Annotated in this window: 18 protein-coding genes, 3 tRNA genes and 1 riboswitch; of the genes, 10 read left to right on the top strand and 11 right to left on the bottom strand. The window is 74.6% G+C overall.

The features are described from left to right. Positions 1-203: 203 nt before the first annotated feature. Positions 204-312, top strand: a riboswitch (glycine riboswitch). Positions 313-349: 37 nt separating this feature from the next. Together gcvT and ACFEMC_RS02850 are read left to right on the top strand one after the other, a co-directional pair. After that, complete coding sequence (gene gcvT / locus ACFEMC_RS02845; protein ID WP_380173418.1) at positions 350-1483, top strand: glycine cleavage system aminomethyltransferase GcvT; 1134 nt, start codon at positions 350-352, stop codon at positions 1481-1483. A gap of 30 nt (positions 1484-1513) precedes the next feature. After that, a complete protein-coding gene (locus ACFEMC_RS02850) occupies positions 1514-2911 on the top strand; it encodes an L-serine ammonia-lyase (RefSeq protein ID WP_380176564.1) in 1398 nt (465 codons plus the stop codon). 200 nt (positions 2912-3111) lie between these two features. Here the strand turns inward: ACFEMC_RS02850 and speG are convergent, their stop codons facing one another. Then, positions 3112-3633, bottom strand: a complete 522-nt coding sequence (speG, locus tag ACFEMC_RS02855; protein WP_380173420.1) for a spermidine N1-acetyltransferase — start codon at positions 3631-3633, stop codon at positions 3112-3114. 150 nt (positions 3634-3783) lie between these two features. Further along, complete coding sequence (locus tag ACFEMC_RS02860; protein WP_380173422.1) at positions 3784-4680, bottom strand: LysR family transcriptional regulator; 897 nt, start codon at positions 4678-4680, stop codon at positions 3784-3786. Positions 4681-4767: 87 nt separating this feature from the next. Here ACFEMC_RS02860 and ACFEMC_RS02865 point away from each other — a divergent pair, with 87 nt between their 5' ends. The 5 genes from ACFEMC_RS02865 to purM are packed head-to-tail and all read left to right on the top strand — an operon-like array spanning position 4768 to position 9405. After that, positions 4768-6012, top strand: coding sequence for an MFS transporter (locus tag ACFEMC_RS02865; protein WP_380173424.1), 1245 nt, complete (start codon positions 4768-4770; stop codon positions 6010-6012). A gap of 4 nt (positions 6013-6016) precedes the next feature. Next, positions 6017-6403: a sterol carrier family protein gene (locus tag ACFEMC_RS02870; RefSeq protein WP_380173426.1), complete on the top strand. Its 387-nt coding sequence runs from the start codon at positions 6017-6019 to the stop codon at positions 6401-6403. A gap of 18 nt (positions 6404-6421) precedes the next feature. Beyond that, entirely contained in the window at positions 6422-6757 is a 336-nt protein-coding gene (locus ACFEMC_RS02875) for a hypothetical protein (RefSeq protein ID WP_380173428.1), read from the top strand. Positions 6758-6769: 12 nt separating this feature from the next. Beyond that, positions 6770-8320 (top strand): amidophosphoribosyltransferase, encoded by a 1551-nt coding sequence (purF, locus tag ACFEMC_RS02880; protein WP_380173430.1) that lies wholly within the window; start codon positions 6770-6772, stop codon positions 8318-8320. Further along, positions 8317-9405: a phosphoribosylformylglycinamidine cyclo-ligase gene (gene purM / locus ACFEMC_RS02885; protein ID WP_380173433.1), complete on the top strand. Its 1089-nt coding sequence runs from the start codon at positions 8317-8319 to the stop codon at positions 9403-9405. Before purF ends, purM begins: the two co-directional genes overlap by 4 nt. 72 nt (positions 9406-9477) lie before the next feature. Here purM and ACFEMC_RS02890 read toward each other — a convergent pair whose 3' ends face one another. Beyond that, positions 9478-9735 (bottom strand): DUF3073 domain-containing protein, encoded by a 258-nt coding sequence (locus tag ACFEMC_RS02890; RefSeq protein WP_367636258.1) that lies wholly within the window; start codon positions 9733-9735, stop codon positions 9478-9480. 182 nt (positions 9736-9917) lie between these two features. Here ACFEMC_RS02890 and xylB point away from each other — a divergent pair, with 182 nt between their 5' ends. Further along, positions 9918-11351, top strand: coding sequence for a xylulokinase (xylB, locus tag ACFEMC_RS02895; RefSeq protein ID WP_380173436.1), 1434 nt, complete (start codon positions 9918-9920; stop codon positions 11349-11351). Positions 11352-11354: 3 nt separating this feature from the next. Here the strand turns inward: xylB and ACFEMC_RS02900 are convergent, their stop codons facing one another. From ACFEMC_RS02900 to ACFEMC_RS02920, 5 genes are all read right to left on the bottom strand, one after another. After that, a complete protein-coding gene (locus ACFEMC_RS02900) occupies positions 11355-11657 on the bottom strand; it encodes a hypothetical protein (RefSeq protein WP_380173438.1) in 303 nt (100 codons plus the stop codon). 95 nt (positions 11658-11752) lie between these two features. Beyond that, a tRNA-Phe gene (locus tag ACFEMC_RS02905) sits at positions 11753-11825 on the bottom strand. Positions 11826-11855: 30 nt separating this feature from the next. After that, positions 11856-11929 (bottom strand) — tRNA-Asp (locus ACFEMC_RS02910). 109 nt (positions 11930-12038) lie between these two features. Beyond that, positions 12039-12111 (bottom strand) — tRNA-Glu (locus ACFEMC_RS02915). 61 nt (positions 12112-12172) lie between these two features. Next, positions 12173-13282, bottom strand: coding sequence for a DNA topoisomerase IB (locus tag ACFEMC_RS02920; RefSeq protein WP_380173440.1), 1110 nt, complete (start codon positions 13280-13282; stop codon positions 12173-12175). 57 nt (positions 13283-13339) lie between these two features. Between ACFEMC_RS02920 and ACFEMC_RS02925 the strand changes: the two genes are divergently transcribed. Further along, the gene (locus tag ACFEMC_RS02925; protein ID WP_380173442.1) at positions 13340-14383 is read left to right on the top strand and encodes a PHP domain-containing protein; all 1044 of its coding nucleotides are present in this window, start codon (positions 13340-13342) and stop codon (positions 14381-14383) included. On the opposite strand, the gene ACFEMC_RS02930 is transcribed toward ACFEMC_RS02925, so the two are convergent. Beyond that, positions 14319-15200 carry a helix-turn-helix domain-containing protein gene (locus ACFEMC_RS02930; RefSeq protein ID WP_380173444.1) on the bottom strand — a complete coding sequence of 294 codons (882 nt, stop codon included), beginning with the start codon at positions 15198-15200 and terminating at the stop codon, positions 14319-14321. The two genes, ACFEMC_RS02925 and ACFEMC_RS02930, sit on opposite strands and share 65 nt — an antisense overlap. A gap of 113 nt (positions 15201-15313) precedes the next feature. Between ACFEMC_RS02930 and ACFEMC_RS02935 the strand changes: the two genes are divergently transcribed. Further along, positions 15314-16009, top strand: coding sequence for an SDR family NAD(P)-dependent oxidoreductase (locus ACFEMC_RS02935; protein WP_380173446.1), 696 nt, complete (start codon positions 15314-15316; stop codon positions 16007-16009). Here the strand turns inward: ACFEMC_RS02935 and ACFEMC_RS02940 are convergent. Both ACFEMC_RS02940 and ACFEMC_RS02945 read right to left on the bottom strand, forming a co-directional pair. Next, complete coding sequence (locus tag ACFEMC_RS02940) at positions 15973-16314, bottom strand: hypothetical protein (protein ID WP_380173448.1); 342 nt, start codon at positions 16312-16314, stop codon at positions 15973-15975. The two genes, ACFEMC_RS02935 and ACFEMC_RS02940, sit on opposite strands and share 37 nt — an antisense overlap. 7 nt (positions 16315-16321) lie before the next feature. Continuing rightward, positions 16322-17053 (bottom strand): SDR family oxidoreductase, encoded by a 732-nt coding sequence (locus tag ACFEMC_RS02945; protein WP_380173449.1) that lies wholly within the window; start codon positions 17051-17053, stop codon positions 16322-16324. Between the last annotated feature and the right edge of the window lie 9 nt (positions 17054-17062).

The raw sequence follows: 17062 nt of genomic DNA on the forward strand, positions 1-17062 counted from the left end.
GCAGGGGTGGGGATGAGACGTTCAACCGTCCTCATCGGCAGGGTCCGTGTGCCGTAAAAGCCCCGTCGGGCTCCGCGTGTGCCACGCTGTCCGGGACAACTGAACACTCGGCCGCTCCGCCCCGGCGGGAGAGCCCCGCCGTCCGCGGCGGGCACCGAAGGAGCAACCACCCCGGAACCTCTCAGGTCCACGTACCGCCACGGGCAGGCCGCTCTGGAAAGCAGGACCGCTCCGGTCCTCACCGACGGGGAAAGCCGTTGACGCGCAATGCGTCACGGTGAAGCTCTCAGGTTCCACGACAGAGGGGGTCAGCTCGGCCGCGACGCGCGGTCGTGACGAGAGGAGCCCCGTGAGCACCAGCACCACCCCGGTCACCACCCCCGCCGCGAGCCCGCTGGCGCAGGCCCACGCCGATCTGGGCGCGTCGTTCACCGACTTCGCCGGCTGGTCGATGCCGCTGCGCTACGCCTCCGACCTCGCCGAGCACAAGGCCGTGCGCACGAGCGCCGGGCTCTTCGACCTCTCGCACATGGGCGAGATCCGTGTCACCGGTCCCGAGGCCGGCCGCGCCCTGGACGCCGCCCTCGTCGGCCGGCCCTCGACGATGGCCGTCGGCCGGGCCGCCTACGGGATGGTCGTGGACCACGAGGGCGGGATCGTGGACGACCTCGTCACCTACCGCCTGGGCGAGGAGGAGTTCCTCGTCGTGGCCAACGCCGCGAACGTCGAACCCGTCGTCGTCGCCCTGGCCGACCGCGCCCGGCCGTTCGACGCCCACGTCGCCGACGAGACGGCCCGCTGGGGCCTGGTCGCCGTGCAGGGTCCCGCGTCCGTCGCGATCGTCGGTCCGCTGCTGGACCCCGCGCCCGGGGTGGACCTCGCGACGCTGCGGTACTACCGCTCGGTGACCGCGGTGCTGGCCGGGGTCGAGGTCCTGCTGGCCCGCACCGGGTACACCGGTGAGGACGGGTTCGAGGTGTTCGTGCCTGTCGAGCGCACGCGCGAGGTGTGGGACGCCCTGCTCGCCGCGACCCGCGAGCACGGCGGGGTCCCTGCGGGCCTGGCCTGCCGCGACACCCTCCGCCTCGAGGCCGGGATGCCCCTGTACGGGCACGAGCTGAGCCAGGACGTGACTCCCTTCGCCGCCGGGCTGGGCCGCGTCGTCGTCCTGGACAAGGAGCCCGGCGCCGTCGGGCTCGAGGCCCTGCAGCGCCTGGCGCAGGAACCGCCCGCCCGCGTCCTCGTGGGTCTGCGCGGTGAGGGTCGCCGGGCCCCGCGCGCCGGGTACGCCGTCGTGGCCGGGGGCCAGGCCGTGGGGGAGGTCACGAGCGGGGCGCTCTCGCCGACCCTCGGCCACCCCGTCGCGATGGCGTACGTGGACGCGGCGCTGGCGGAGCCGGGGACACGCCTCGGCGTGGACGTGCGTGGGACCGAGCTGCCGGTCGAGGTCGTCGCCCTGCCCTTCTACCGCCGGGAGCGCTGACCCGTGAGCACTCCGCTGTCCGTCTTCGACATGTTCTCGATCGGCATCGGTCCGTCGAGCTCGCACACCGTCGGCCCGATGCGGGCGGCGCTCGCCTTCGCCGAGGACGTGCAGGCCGCCGGGGACCTGGGTCGCGTGGCCTCGGTGACCGTGGACCTGCACGGGTCCCTGGGCGCCACCGGCCGCGGGCACGGCAGCGACCGGGCCGTCGTCCTGGGCCTGCTGGGCGAGCGCCCCGAACTCGTCGACCCCGACGCCGTCGAGGCGCGGCTGGCCGCGGTCGCCCGGGAGCGTGAACTCCCGCTGCTGGGTGCCCACCGCGTGGCCTTCGACCCGGACGCCGACGTCCGGCTCCTGGTGCAGTCGCTGCCCGCCCACCCCAACGGGATGGTGTTCACCGCGCGCGACGCCGCCGGTGACGTCGTCGCCGAGCGGACGTCGTACTCCGTCGGCGGGGGTTTCGTCCGGAACCACCCGCTCGAACCCGACGCCCCCGTGGTGGGGACGGGGGCGGGGTTGCCGCACGCGTTCCGCACCGGTGCCGAACTCCTCGAGCACTGCCGCAGCACCGGGCTCGGCGTCGCGGACCTGGTGCGGCGCAACGAGGAGAGCCTGCGTCCGGCCGCCGAGGTGGACGCCGGCCTGCTGCGCATCTTCGCGGCGATGGCGGCCTGCGTGGACCACGGCCTCGTCACCGACGGCGTCCTGCCCGGCGGGCTCGGCGTCCGCCGCCGCGCGCCGCGCCTGCACGCCCAGCTGCTCGCCGAGGAGGGGAACTCCTCCGACGACGCCCTGCACGCGATGGACTGGGTGAGCCTGTTCGCCCTGGCCGTCAACGAGGAGAACGCCGCGGGCGGCCGCGTCGTGACGGCCCCGACGAACGGGGCCGCGGGCATCGTCCCGGCCGTCCTGCACTTCTACCGCCGCTTCGTGCCGGGCGCGGACGACGCCGGGACCGTGCGGTTCCTGCTCGCCGCCGGCGGCATCGGGATCGTCCTGAAGGAGACCGGGTCGATCTCCGGGGCCGAGGTCGGCTGCCAGGGGGAGGTCGGATCGGCCAGCGCGATGGCCGCCGCCGGCCTCGCGGCCGTCCTGGGCGGAACGCCCGAACAGGTCGAGAACGCGGCCGAGATCGCGGTCGAGCACCACCTCGGCCTCACGTGCGACCCCGTCGGCGGGCTCGTCCAGATCCCCTGCATCGAACGCAACGCGGTCGGCGCGACCACGGCGATCCACGCGGCCCGCACCGCCATGCGCGGCGACGGCAGCCACGTCGTGAGCCTCGACACCGCGATCGCGACGATGCGGCAGACGGGCGCGCACATGCGCTCGGAGTACAAGGAGACCTCGCTCGGCGGACTCGCCCTGACGGTCGTCGGGCGGGGAGCCCGGCCCGTGACCGTGGGGGTCAACGTCCCCGAGTGCTGACCCCGCACCTCCTCGCCAGACGCCTCGACGGCGCGCGGCGAGGAGAGCACAGGTCCGCGGCGTCCTCGACCACGGTGGGCAGGACGTTCGACGGCTCGCCGCCGAGGCGGTCCGACAAGTCGCAGGTATGCCGTACGACCGGCCCGCCCGGCACCGACGGCCGAACGGTTCCTGCTGCGCCGCAGGGCCTGCGGCGTCGATCAGGCGGTCTTCTCCAGGTAGTCGCGCTGCAGGATGCCCATGCGGAAGGCGTTGCGGTAGCGACCGGCGGCGAAGAACTCCTCCCGCAGCGTCCCCTCCACGGCGAACCCGTTCTTCTCGTAGACGTGGATCGCCCCGGCGTTCTCCACGTCGACGATGAGGTACACCTTGTGCAGGTTGAGGGTCGCGAAGGCGTAGCGCAGCGCGAGGTCCGTGGCGGTCGACGCGTAGCCCTTCCCCTGGTGGTCGGGCGCCACGATGATCTGGAACTCCGCGGTGAGGTGCACCGGCTCGATCTCGACGAGTTCGACGATCCCCACCTGCACCCGGTCCGCGCCCCCAGTCTCGACGACGAACCTGCGTTCGCGGTTGTCGTGGATGTGGCGGTCGTAGATGTCCGTGAGTTCGGCCAGCGACTCGAAGGGTTCGTCGAACCAGTAGGTCATGACCGACGAGTCGTTGTTCAGCCGGTGCACGAAGCGCAGGTCGTCGCGCTCCAGGGCGCGGAGTTCCACGGTCATCTCAACACTCCATCGCCGGGGGCGTGACGGCGCCGATCCTAGCGACGGGGTTCCGCGGTCCACCGATCTGGACCTCCCCGTCGAGCGGGGAGGTCGACGACCGGTGCAGGAGTTCTCGTGACCACCCGCCGGCGTGGACGACCGCCGGGGTCACCGTCCCCGAGTGCTGACCCGCACCTCCTCGACGAACGCCTCGACGGCCCGCCGGACCGGCCGGTCCGGGGTGGCGCGTCGCGTCGCGAGGGCGAGCGACCACGGCGGCGGCGGTTCCTCCAGGGCCAGTTCGCGCACTCCCGGCGGCACCGGCACGGTCCCGGGGACGAAGGCCATCCCGAGACCGGCGGCGACGTAGGCGGGGAACGTCGAGACGTCCGGGACCTCCACGGCCACGGTCCGCCGCGCGCCGACCCGGTCGAACGCGGCGTCGACGAGCAGCCGGTTGCCGAACCCCGGCGGCCCGTCGACCCACCGCTCCCCGGCGAGGTCGGCGAGCGCTACCTGCCGGGCCGACGGTGCCGGGTGGGCGGCGGGGACGAGGAGCCGGAACGGGGTCCGGACCAGTGGCCGCAGCTCGACGCTGCCCGGCGGCCGGAACGGCCAGGACAGGAACGCGACGTCGAGCTCGCCCTCGACCAGCGCGCGCAGCAACCCGCGGGACCCGTCCGCCACGACGCGCATGGACACCGACACCCGCGGGTGGGCGGTGGTGAAGGCGCTCAGCAGCGAGGGCAGGTCGACGGGGTGCATCGTCGTGACGACGCCGACGGTCAGCGGCCCGGCGGGTCCCGCGTCCGCCTCGCGGACCGCGGTCCGCGCCTCGGCCGCCCCCGCGAGCAGCCGCCGCGCCTCCGGCAGCAGCGCCCGGCCGGCATCTGTGAGGACGGCCCGCCGCGACGTCCGGGTGAAGAGCGCGACGCCGAGGTCGTCCTCCAGACCGCGCACGACGGTGCTGACCGTCGACTGGGCCGAACCCAGCCGGCGGGCGGCCGCGCTGATCGTCCCGGTCTCGACGACCGCGAGGAACGTCTCCAGCTGTCCGAGTTCCACCTGGCCTCCCATCGCTCAGCCCGATGGATGCTCCCACCGCCCACCGATGGACCGGAAGGTCGAATCCCGCCCCACGTTGCAGCCCTCGTGACCACGACCAGCACCGACCGCCCCCGGACCGGCAGGACGACCCCCGCGACCCGCCGTCACCGGGTGGGCTTCGTCCTCGTCGCCGCCGCCTTCGCGACGGCCATGGCCTTCGCCACCGTGCCCACCCCGCTGTGGGCCCTGTACCGCGAGCGCGACGGGCTGCCGACCGTGGTGGTGACCGTCGCCTTCGCCGTCTACGCGGCCGGGGTGGCCCTCAGCCTGTTCACCGTCGGGCACCTGTCGGACCACCTGGGCCGGCGTCGGATCCTCGTCCCGGCGCTCGCCCTCGAGGCCGTGGCGGCCCTGCTGCTGGTCCTCACCCCCGACGTCGTCGTCCTCGTCGTGGCCCGCGTCCTCACCGGTCTCGCGGTCGGCGCCGTGACCCCGACGGCGACGGCCTGGCTCGCCGAGCTGCACGGCCGGACGCCCTCGACCCGGCCCGGGACGGCCGCCGTCGTCGCGACCGCCGCCAACCTCGGCGGCCTCGGGCTCGGGTCACTGCTCGCGGGGTTCCTCGTCGGGCACCTCGGCGACCCGCTGCGCGTCCCGCACGTGCTCTTCCTGGCCCTGCTGGTCGTCCTGGCCCTCGCGGTGCGGACCGTCCCCGAGACCGTCGCCCCCGAGACCCGGGCGGAGCACCGGCCCTACCGGGTGCAGCGCGTCGCCGTGCCGCGCCAGGCCCGCGGCCGCTACCTCGCCGCCGCGCTCGCCTCCTTCGGGTTGTTCGCGGTCCTGGGCCTCTTCAGCTCCCTGGCGCCCTCGGTCCTGTCCACGCTCGGCCACGCCGGCGCCGTCCCCGGCGGGGCGACCGCCTTCGCGGTCTTCGGGGCCGCCGCGCTGAGCCAGGTGCTGCTCACCCGGCTGCACCCCGACCACCAGCTGCGGCTCGGGCTCGTCCTGACGTCGGCCGGGGTGCTCGTCCTGGGCGCGGGGGTCCTCGCGGCCTCCGTCGTGCTCTTCGTCGGCGGTGGGGTCGTCGCCGGTGCCGGGGTCGGCGCGCTGCTCAAGGGCGCCCTCGCGACGGCCGTCGCCCTGGCCCCCGACGGAGCCCGCGGGGAGGCCACGGCCGGGGTGTTCCTCGCCGGCTACCTCGGCATGGCCGTGCCGGCGCTCGCCGTCGGGGTCAGCTCGAGCGCCGGGGTCGCCTTCGCCGTCTCGGTGCCGGTCCTGGCGGGGGTGGTCCTGCTCCTGCTCGCCGCGGTGGCGCTCGCGCTGCGCACGACGGGGCGGGTGCGAGCATGAGCCGGTGCCACCGCGTCGACGTACCGATCCCACCGAGGGCCTCGCCGCCGTCCGCGCGGTGACGGCGGTCCTGGCCGAGGGCGGCAAGCCGGCCCGGCCCGCGCTCGCGACCGCCGTCCGGTACTGCCTGGAGGAGCTCGCCGCCCGCTACCCCGGCGGCAGCGTCGAGGTGCGGGTGCCCCCGTTCGCGGCCGTCCAGGTCATCGCCGGACCTCGGCACACCCGCGGCACCCCGCCCGCCGTCGTCGAAATGGACGGGCCCACGTGGATCGCCCTGGCCACCGGGAGCCTGGCGTTCGACGACGCCCGCGCGGCCGGCCGGGTGCAGGCCAGCGGCCAGCGGACGGACCTGGGGGAGCTGCTGCCCCTCGTGCCGCCGGTGCCCCTCTGAGCCCGTAGCGTTCTCCCCGTGAGCGAACCCGCCCAGGACCCGGCCCCCGAGGCTCCCGAACGCGAGGAGGAGCGCGAGGGGACGGCGTTCGTGCAGGTCACGCGCCGTCGCGCCCCCCGCTTCCGGGCCTTCGCCCTGACGGGTCTGCTCCTCGCCTTCGTCGTCTCGGGGGCGATCGCGATCAGCACCCCGCCCTCGGACGGGTACTCCCAGCAGGCCCTCTTCGGGTACCTGTTCTGCTCGCTCGGGCTCGTCCTGGTCCTGCTGGGAGCCCTCGTCGCGGTCCTCGCCGACCGGCGCACCGGGACCCGGGCGCAACCCCGTCGGCGGAGCCGCAAGCGCTCCGGGGTGTGACACACTCGAGCCGTGGCCCGCGGTGACGGACGTCTGAACCACGACCTGCTCCCCGGCGAGAAGGGCCCCCAGGACGCGTGCGGCGTCTTCGGGGTCTGGGCGCCGGGTGAGGAAGTCTCCAAGCTCACCTTCTACGGCCTCTACGCCCTGCAGCACCGGGGGCAGGAGGCGGCCGGCATCGCCGTGAGCAACGGCGAGCAGATCCTCGTCTTCAAGGACACCGGGCTGGTGTCCCAAGTCTTCGACGAGTCGGCGCTGGAGTCCCTGCAGGGGCACATCGCCGTCGGTCACGCCCGCTACTCCACGACCGGTGGCGGCGGCTGGCAGAACGCCCAGCCCACGCTCGGCGACACCGCCGGCGGCACGGTGGCGCTCGCCCACAACGGCAACCTGACGAACCAGTTCGCGCTGCGCGACATGCTGGCCGAGCGCTACCCCAGCGCCCCGCAGCCGCCGCTGCGCGGTCGTCCCTCGCCCAGCGAGATCGCCCGCGGGAACACGACCGACACCGCGATCCTCACGGCGCTGTTCGCCGGCGACCCCGACCACACGCTCGAGGCGACGGCCGCCGAGGTGCTCCCGCACGTGCAGGGCGCGTTCTCCCTCGTCTTCATGGACGAGCACACGCTCTACGCCGCGCGCGACCCGCAGGGCATCCGACCGCTCGTCCTCGGCCGCCTCGACCGCGGCTGGGTCGTGGCGTCGGAGACCCCCGCGCTCGACATCTGCGGCGCGAGCTTCGTCCGCGAGATCGAGCCCGGCGAGCTCATCGCGATCGACGCGGACGGACTGCGCAGCACCCGGTTCGCCGAGGCCAAGCCCAAGGGCTGCGTCTTCGAGTACGTCTACCTCGCCCGCCCGGACACCTCCATCAACGGCAAGGTCGTCCAGGAGTCGCGCGTGGAGATGGGCCGGGTCCTGGCCCGCGAGCACCCCGTGGACGCGGACCTCGTCATCCCGACCCCGGAGTCGGGGACGCCCGCGGCCATCGGCTACGCCGAGGAGTCCGGCATCCCCTACGGCCAGGGCATGGTCAAGAACTCCTACGTGGGCCGGACGTTCATCCAGCCCAGCCAGACCATCCGCCAGCTCGGCATCCGGCTCAAGCTCAACCCGCTCAAGCACGTCGTCGCCGGCAAGCGGCTCGTCGTCGTCGACGACTCGATCGTGCGCGGCAACACCCAGCGGGCCCTCATCCGGATGCTGCGCGAGGCCGGGGCGGCCGAGATCCACGTGCGGATCTCCTCGCCGCCGGTGAAGTGGCCGTGCTTCTACGGCATCGACTTCGCCACCCGCGCCGAACTCATCGCCAACGGCCTGACCGTCGAGGACATCGCGCAGAGCATCGGTGCGGACTCCCTCGGCTACATCTCCGCCGAGGGCATGATCGCGGCGACCGAGCAGCCGACCGAACGGCTGTGCTCGGCGTGCTTCACGGGGGAGTACCCCGTGCCGCTCAACGACCTCGACCGGCTCGGCGAGCGCTCGATGGACAAGCCGCGCATCCCCATCACCCCCGTCACCCGGCACCAGCACGACACCCCCGAGGGAGCTCAGCAGTGAGTGGAACGACCTACGCCTCCGCGGGCGTCGACGTCGTCGCGGGCGACCGCGCCGTCGAGCTCATGAAGGCGTCCGTCGCCCGCACGCAGGGCCCGGAGGTGGTCGGCGGGTTCGGCGGCTTCGCCGGGCTCTACGACGTGTCCGTGCTGAAGGACTACCGCCGGCCGCTGCTCGCCACGAGCACCGACGGCGTCGGGACGAAGGTGGCCGTCGCCCAGGCCGTGGACGTGCACGACACCATCGGCGCCGACCTCGTCGGGATGGTCGTCGACGACATCGTGGTCTGCGGGGCCACCCCGCTGTTCATGACGGACTACATCGCCTGCGGTCGCGTCGTGCCCGAGCGCATGGCCGCGATCGTCGCGGGCATCGCCCGTGCGTGCGAGGAGGCCGGGGTCGCCCTCGTGGGCGGTGAGACCGCCGAGCACCCGGGGCTGCTGGGCGCCGAGGAGTACGACGTCGCCGGTGCCGTGACCGGTGTCGTCGAGGCCGACGAGCTGCTGGGGCCCGAGAAGGTCCGCGCCGGGGACGTCCTCGTCGCGATGGCCTCGTCCGGTCTGCACTCCAACGGGTACTCGCTCGTCCGCCGCGTCGTCGCCGACGCCGGCTGGGTCTACGACCGGCACGTGGAGGAGTTCGGCCGCACGCTCGGCGAGGAGCTGCTCGTCCCGACCCGCATCTACGCCCGGCCCGCGCTCGCGACGCTGGCGACCGGTGGGGTGCACGCCATGAGCCACGTCACCGGCGGTGGTCTGGCCGCGAACCTGGCGCGCTGCCTGCCCGCCGACGTGACCGCCGAGGTCGACCGTTCGACGTGGACGCCGGGCGCGGTGTTCTCCGTGGTGCGGGACCTCGGGCAGGTGCCGGCCGACGACCTCGAGCGCACCCTGAACCTCGGGGTGGGGATGATCGCGGTGGTGGCGGCCGATCAGGCGCAGGCCGTCGTGGACACCGTCGAGCAGGCGGGGATCCCGGCGTGGGTCTGCGGTGAGGTCCGGCAGCGGACCGAAGAGGACGGCGTGAGCAACGGCAAGGGGATCGCAGGAGGCGTGGCGCTCCTCCGGGGGACTCACCAGGGCTGGTGAGACCGGGGGAACGCCACGCCTCGTGCGGGTAGGCCGCGAGCTACTGCGCGGACCGGTCGTGCGCGCGTCGGGTCAAGCCCGGCGCTTGGACGTCCAGTCGTCGTAGTCGTCCGTGGCGGTGTACTTCGACCAGTCCTCGGGGTTGTCGTCCGAGTCGTCGTCTTCCACGTCAGACTCCGGCGCCTCGGGGGCGGCAGGCCGCCCCGTCTGGCGGTACGGGTCGGGCCCGTGAAGCTCACGTTGCAGAGCGTTGTAGTCGGTGTCGGGGCTGAAGTACTTCAGCTCCCGAGCGACCTTCGTCTGCTTGGCCTTCTGACGGCCGCGCCCCATGGCGTCGACCCCCTCGCGCGTCGGCCGGGGCAGTCAGTGCTGACCCCGGAGCAGCTGTCATCTCTCCGTGCCCCCAACGGTACATGTTCTGCAGACGTTCCGGCATCCCGGTCGCGACGTGGCACCCCGGACGGCCCACGGGGGTCGTCCAGCGGAGTTCCGCCATGGTGTTGGGTGGGCCCATGACCAGCGCTGGTGCAGGTGTGAACGCGGGTGTCGTCGCCGGGATCGACTCCTCGACCCAGTCGTGCAAGGTCGTCGTCCGCGACGCGGCGACGGGGGAGCTGCTGCGGTCCGGCCGCGCCTCCCACCCCGACGGGACCGAGGTGGACCCGGCGCACTGGTGGCGCGCCCTGGAGGAGGCCGTGGCGGACGCCGGCGGCCTCGACGACGTCGACGCCCTCGCGGTCGGGGCCCAGCAGCACGGCGCCGTCCTGCTCGACGAGGCCGGGGAGGTCGTCCGCCCGGCGCTGCTCTGGAACGACGGCCGGTCCGCCGCCGCGGCCGAGGCGCTCACCGCCGAGCTGGGCGGGCCGGGGGCCTGGGCCGAGCAGGTCGGCAGCGTCCTCGTCGCGTCGCTGACCATCACCAAGCTGCGCTGGATCGCCGAGCACGAGCCGGACGCGGTCGCCCGCACCGCCGCCGTCTGCCTGCCGCACGACTGGCTGACCCACCGGCTCGCCGGCGGCGGTTCCGCGCGCCTGGTGACCGACCGCGGTGACGCGAGCGGGACGGGCTACTTCGCCCCCGCCGACGGCACCTACCGGACCGACCTGCTGGAGCGCGCGTTCGGCGCCGTCCCGTCGCTGCCGGACCTCCTCGGCCCCGCGGAGGTCGCCGGGCAGAGCGCTTCGGCCCTGTCCCGCGGCGCCCGCCTCGGCCCCGGGACGGGCGACAACATGGCCGCCGCGCTGGGCGTCGGTGCGCAGGTCGGTGACGTCGTCGTGTCCATCGGGACCTCCGGGGTCGTCAGCGTCGTCAGCGAGGTGCCCACGCACGACCCCAGCGGCCTCGTGGCGGGGTTCGCCGACGCCACGGGCCGTTACCTGCCGCTCGTCTGCACCCTCAACGCGGCGCGGGTCCTCGACGCCGCCGCGCGGATGCTCGGCGTCGACCACGCCGAGCTGTCCCGGCTGGCCCTGTCCGCGCCCGCGGGCAGCGGGGGCCTCGTCCTCGTGCCCTACCTGGAGGGTGAGCGCACCCCCGTGCGCCCGGACGCCACGGGTGCGCTGCACGGCCTCACGCTCGCGACCTCGACGCCCGCCCACCTCGCCCGGGCGACCGTGGAGGGGTTGCTGTGCGGGCTCGCGGACGGCCTGGACGCCCTCGAGGCGCAGGGCTGCACGATCGGCCGGGTCGTCCTGGTCGGCGGCGGCGCGCGGTCGGAGGCCGTGCGGGTCCTGGCGCCCGCGGTCCTGGGGCGTCCGGTCGTCGTGCCGGCCCCGGGGGAGTACGTCGCGGACGGTGCCGCCCGGCAGGCCGCGTGGGTCCTCGCCGGTGGCGACGCGCCCCCGGCGTGGACCCTCGGGCCGTCCGAGACGTTCGAGGCGGACCCGGTCGCGGGCGTCCGGGAGCGCTACGCCGAGGTCCGGGACCTCACCGCACGGCAGCTCTGAGCGTCACCGCGACGTGAGCCGGTCCCCGACCGCGGCGAGGGCGGCGGCCGCCGCGGTCGTCGTGAGCACGGCGGGCCAGGGGCCGGTCCGGCGCGACAGCGGGTGCGAGAGCCCGACGAGGCCGACCGTGCCGGCGGTGAGCGCGGCGGCCAGGACGGGCGACCCGGCGGCCCAGCGGGGGACGACGGCGCCGAGGCCGGCCACCAGGGCGATCCCGGCGAGCTTCCGGTTCCCCGTCGAGCGGCCGACGGCGTAGCCGCCGAGGACGGCGGGGGCGAGGACGACGGGGCTCGGGATCGCGGGCACGGCAGGAGGGTAGCCGCCGTCCCCGGGAACGACGTGGGAGAACGGCGAAGGGCCCCGGTGCTGTGCACCAGGGCCCTTCGGAAGCTGCTTCCAGGTGGCCAGGAGCGGGGTCGAACCGCTGACCTTCCGATTTTCAGTCGGACGCTCTACCAACTGAGCTACCTGGCCGTGCCGGGCCGGATGAACCGGCACGACGAGCGACCCCGACGGGACTCGAACCCGCGACCTCCGCCGTGACAGGGCGGCGCGCTAACCAACTGCGCTACGGGGCCTCAGAGAGGCCTTGCTGTACTGCTTGTCTTGCCGTCGTGCGCTTGCAGAGAAGACCTTACCCGATCCGCGCGGTGGTCGTGACCACCTCCCGGGCCGGGGGCCCGCTCGTACCCCCAACGGGATTCGAACCCGTGCTACCGCCTTGAAAGGGCGGCGTCCTAGGCCACTAAACGATGGGGGCGTGGCGCCCTGGCACTGCTGCCGGAGCCCGTCCAGCATAGGGGACGCGCCGGGGTGCTGCGTCACGCCGCCCGGTGGCCACCGGGCACCGACAGCCGGGGTGAGGTCAGGTGCGGCACCCGTCCGCGCGCGATCGAGTGGGTGACGGCGGCGGGGTCGGTGTGCAGCAGGTCCTGCACGGCCCGCTCCACCAGCCCGTGCGTGGCGGGGTGTCCGAACGAGGCGTCCGCCCCGAGGTCGTCCAGGACGGGCGCGATGGTCACCCCGTCGCCGAAGAGGTCGATGACGCGCGGGTCGACGTAGCTGCTGCGGCACACGCTCGGGGTGTTGCCCAGGTAGGCCGAGACCTCGGCGCAGGCCCGGGTGACGGCGCGCTTGCGGGCCGTCGGGGTGCCGGCGACGGGCAGCGACACCGCCAGGGCGACGGCGGCGAGCACCGTGGCGTGCCACGTCCGGAAGTCCTTGGCGCTGACGTCCGGTCCGATCGTCTCGTGCAGGAACCCGTTGACGTCCTCGGAGGTCACGTCGTGCCAGCGGCCGCGCTCCTTCCACACCAGGAGGTCCTCCCCGCCGCCACGACGGCGCTTGAGCGAGCGCACGACGTCGCGGACGGCGGGGTCGGCGATCACGGCCGTGCGGTCCTTGCCCGACTTCGCCACATACGAGAACACGAGTTCCTGGCCGCGCTGGTGGACGTGGTCGCGGCGCAGCGTCGCGAGGCCGTACGAGCCGTTCTCCTCGGCGTAGGAGTCCCCGCCCACCCGGAAGAACCCCAGGTCCAGCAGGCGGAAGGCGGCCGCCAGCACGCGCTCCCGGCTCAGGCCGTCGGTGGCCAGCAGGGCCGTGACGCGTTCGCGGGCCGCGGGCAGCCGCGCGGCGACCTCGAGCACGCGGTCGTGCTTGGCCCGGTCCTGCTCCAGCCGCCACTGCTCGTGGTAGCGGTACTGGCGCCGGCCCCGGTCGTCCGTGCCGACGGCCTGCAGGTGCCCGTTCGGGAACGGGCAGATCCACACGTCGGTGTACGCCGGGGGGATCGCCAGCGCGCTGATCCGGGCGATCACGTCCGGGTCGGCGATGCGTTCCCCGGCGGTGTCGAGGTACGACCAGCCCCTGCCCCGCCGCCGCCGGGAGAAACCGGGGGAGGACACCGAGACGCGGCGCAGGCGGGTCACACACCGATGGTGCAGAGTGGGGGGTCGACCCGCATCCGGTAGCTGGGAGGAACCGCCGTGGACCCCGTGCAGGCGTTGCGCCGCACCGCGTTCCTGCTCGAGAGGGAACAGGCCAGCAGTTTCCGGGTGGAGGCGTTCCGCAAGGCCGCTGCCGTCCTGCTCGCCCTGGAAACCCACGAGTTCGACACCCGCCTCGCGGCGGGCACGCTCACCGACCTCAAGGGGATCGGGAAGTCCTCGGCCGAGATCGTCGTCCAGGCCGCGCAGGGCCGGACGCCGGACCGGCTCGCGAAGCTCGAGGACGCGGCGGGGCCCCTCGTGGAGGGCGGGGAGGAGTTGCGGGCCCGGCTGCACGGCGACCTGCACACCCACACCGACGCCAGCGACGGCGGCAGCCCCCTCGCGGAGATGGCGTTCACCGCGGCCGAACTCGGGCACGAGTACATCGCCGTGACCGACCACTCCGAGGGCCTCAAGGTCGCCAACGGCCTCGACCGCGGCCGCCGCGAGGCGCAGCTGGACCAGATCGCGGCGCTCGCCGCCCCGCTGGCCCCGTTCCGGTTGCTGTCGGGCATCGAGGTGGACATCGGCAAGGACGGCACGCTGGACTGCCCGCCGGACCTGCTGGCCCGGCTCGACGTCGTCGTCGCCTCGGTGCACTCCGAACTGCGGATGCCGGGAGACGCGATGACCCGGCGGATGCTGGCCGCGATCCGGTCAGGACGGATGGACGTCCTCGGCCACTGCACGGGGCGGATGGTCAAGGGCGGTCACGGGCGGGTGGGGGACAAGGGCCGCCCGCCGAGCGAGTTCGACGCCGCCGCGGTGTTCGCCGCGTGCGTCGAGTTCGACGTCGCCGTCGAGATCAACGCCCGGCCCGAACGCCTCGACCCGCCGCGCGCGCTCCTGCGCCAGGCCGTCGAGGCGGGGTGCCTGTTCACCCTGTCGACGGACGCCCACGCGCCCGGGCAGCTCGACTGGCAGCCCTACGGGTGCGCGCGGGCGGAGGAGTGCGAGGTGCCGGCCGACCGGATCGTCACGACGTGGCCGGTGGAACGGGTGCAGGAGTGGGTGACGACGCGGCGCGCTGCCCACGCGTGACGCGCAGGAACTCCAGCTTCTCCGCGTCCACCGATCCCGTCGCGGCGCTGTAGACGACGAGCCGCACGTCCGAACCGGGCACCGTCAGCACGTCGCAGTCGCACGTCACGTCCCCGACGTCGGGGTGCTCGATCGTCTTGCGGGCCGAGACGTGCCGGCCGACGGCACCGGTGTCCCACAGCCGGGAGAACGCGGGGCTCTCCCGGCGCAGGTCGGCCACGAGCCCGGCCAGCGGCCGGTCGCGGGGGTGGTCGGCCAGGGCCGCCCGCAGGTCGGCGACGATCGCGGCCGGCATCCCCGGGTCCGCGTGCCGGACGGGGTGGCGGGACAGCCCCGTGCCACCGCCGAACAGGGCGCGCGCCAGGTTGCGGTCCCGAGGCGCGAGCGTCGTCGGGTCCCCGATGAGCGCCTCCCACGACGGGGTCCAGTGCAGCAGCGTCCACGCGGCGTCGAAGACCCCCACGGGCAGTTCCTGCAACCGCGCCAGGATCCGCTGGACGCCGGGCGGGACGTGCCGGGACACCGTGCCGTCGGCGGGCGGCAGCAGGCCGGCGAGGCGGAACGCGTGGTCGCGTTCGTCGGCGGACAGCTGCAGGGCGCGGGCGAGGGCGGCGACGACCTGGGCCGACGGGTGCTCGGCGCGGCCCTGCTCCAGCCGGACGACGTAGTCGACCGACAGGCCCGCGAGGTGGGCGAGCTCCTCGCGGCGCAACCCGGCCGCCCGCCGGCCCGCCCGGACGGGCAGCCCCACGTCGAGCGGGGAGAGGCGGTCGCGCCACCGGCGCAACGCGCCGCCGAGGTCACCGAGGTCGTCCACGCGACCATCGTGCCCCGCCAGTGCCCGCGCGCACGGGTGCGAGCCTGGTACTGCCCGTCCCACCGTCGGGCAGGGCCCTGGCGGGGTTCCCGGGACCGGGTGAGGGTGGACCCATGACCACCACGTTCATCACCGGGGCCAACAAGTCCCTCGGCTACGAGACCGCCCGCCGGCTCCTCGCGGCCGGCCACACCGTCCTCGTCGGCGCCCGCGACCCCGAGCGCGGCCGGGCCGCCGCCGAGGCGCTCGGCGCCCGGTTCGTCCAGATCGACGTCACGGACGACGTGTCCGTCGCGGCCGCGGTGGCCGACGTCGCCGCCCACGAGGGGACGATCGACGTCCTCGTCAACAACGCCGGGATCTCCGGGCCGCAGACGCCCGCCGACGAACTCACGGCCGACGACGCCCGGGCCGTCTACGAGACCAACGTGTTCGGGCCGCTGCGGGTGACGAACGCGTTCCTGCCGCTGCTGCGGACGTCCGAGAACCCCGTGGTCGTCAACGTGACCAGCGGCCTGGGGTCCTTCGCCGCCACGCACGACCCCGAGCGGATCGAGTCGCAGGTGACGGCGCCGCTCTACACGTCGTCGAAGTCCGCGCTGACCATGCTCACGACGCAGTTCGCCAAGGCGCTGCCCGACGTGAAGTTCAACGCCGTCGACCCCGGCTACACGGCCACCGACCTCAACGGGCACAGCGGTCCGCAGACGGTCACGGAGGGGACCGACGCGATCGTGGAACTCGCCTCGATCGGGAAGGACGGCCCCACGGGTCAGTTCCGCGACCGCGCGGGGGTCGTGCCCTGGTGACGCGCGGCTGACCGCAGGACGAGGTCACCCGCGGGGCTCGTGGCACCCGCCGGGGGTGTCCAGCCGGCGGCCAGCGCGGCGGCCGTCACCGCGTCGAGGTCGGGGGCGAGGAACGTCGCCCCGGTCGCCCGGGTGACGGTGTAGCCCGAGACGCCCCAGGGCGCCACCCGCCAGCGCAACCCGGTGAGCAGTTCCTGCAGCGCCCGGGCGCGGGCCGCGAGTTCCCGCGGACCGCGCCCGGCGACGGTGTCCTCCCACGGACCCCGGGCCCGGCCCGTGCCGCAGACCCCGCACATCAGGAGCACCCGCGCATCAGGGCATCACGTCGCCGGAGTTCGGCCCGAGCGTCTGCCCGACGTAGAGGTTCCCGCCGGGGTCGCTCGCCAGCAGGACGGCCGTCGGCGCGATCTCCTCGGGGAGCCCGAACCGGCCGAGGGGGAGCTCGGCCTGCTTGGCCTCCTTCCACTCCGGACTCAGCCCGTCCACGAGCGGCGTGCTGACGGGACCGGGGGCGATGGCGTTGACGAGGACGCCGTGCGGGGCGAGCTCGCGGGCCGCGGCCTTGGTGAACCCGATGACCCCGGCCTTCGCGGCGCTGTAGTGCGTCAGCGACTCCCCGCCCTTGAGCCCGAGCTGGGAGGCGACGTTCACGACGCGACCCCAGCCCTGGCGCACCATGTGCGGTGCGACCCAGCGGGTCAGGAGGAACACGCTGCGCAGGTCGACGTCGATCATCCGGTCCCACGTCTCGACGTCCATCTCCACGAGGAGAACCTCGGTGAGGATGCCCGCGCAGTTCACGAGGACGTCGATCCGGCCGTGGTCGGCGGCCACGCCGTCGACGAGCTGCCGCGTCGCGTCGGCGTGCGTGACGTCGACGGTGTGCGCCCGAGCGCCGAGGGCGGCCGCGAGCCCCTGCACGCGCTCGGCGTCGCGGTCGACGAGCACGAGGTCGGCGCCCTCCGCGGCGTACGCGCGGGCGATGGCCGCCCCGATCCCGCTGGCCGCGCCCGTGACGAGCGCGGTCCTGCCCTGCAGCTGCACGTTCGCCTC

This window comes from Kineococcus sp. DHX-1 (assembly GCF_042473625.1).
Taxonomy (GTDB): Bacteria; Actinomycetota; Actinomycetes; order Actinomycetales; family Kineococcaceae; genus Kineococcus.